This is a genomic window from Klebsiella sp. K47 (genome assembly GCF_051858335.1).
GTDB lineage: Bacteria > Pseudomonadota > Gammaproteobacteria > Enterobacterales > Enterobacteriaceae > Klebsiella > Klebsiella pneumoniae.
Genome location: NZ_JBPYUI010000249.1, coordinates 1 through 237, shown reverse-complemented (window position 1 = coordinate 237; position 237 = coordinate 1). Strand labels below are relative to the sequence as shown.

Here is a 237-nt window from a genome sequence, read left to right as displayed (position 1 = left end):
GAGCAGCGGCATCGCCAGGGCCCCCACCGCCCGCGCCATCAGGCCACGCTTGAACAGCGCCTCGATGCGCCCACCGATCATGGTGGCCAAGCCTTCGCTGGACTTGAGCAGGATATTGCCGACAAAGCCGTCGCACACCACCACATCCGCTTCGCCACGGTACAGGCCATCGCCTTCGACAAAGCCGATGTAGTTGAGGCCGCGGGCATTTTGCAGCAGCGTCGCAGCCAGCTTGAC

1 pseudogene is annotated in these 237 nt (G+C 64.6%); it reads right to left on the bottom strand.

Annotated elements, in window-relative coordinates:
- Positions 1-237: pseudogene (locus tag RRF55_RS27905) on the bottom strand (hypothetical protein); the annotation flags it as partial.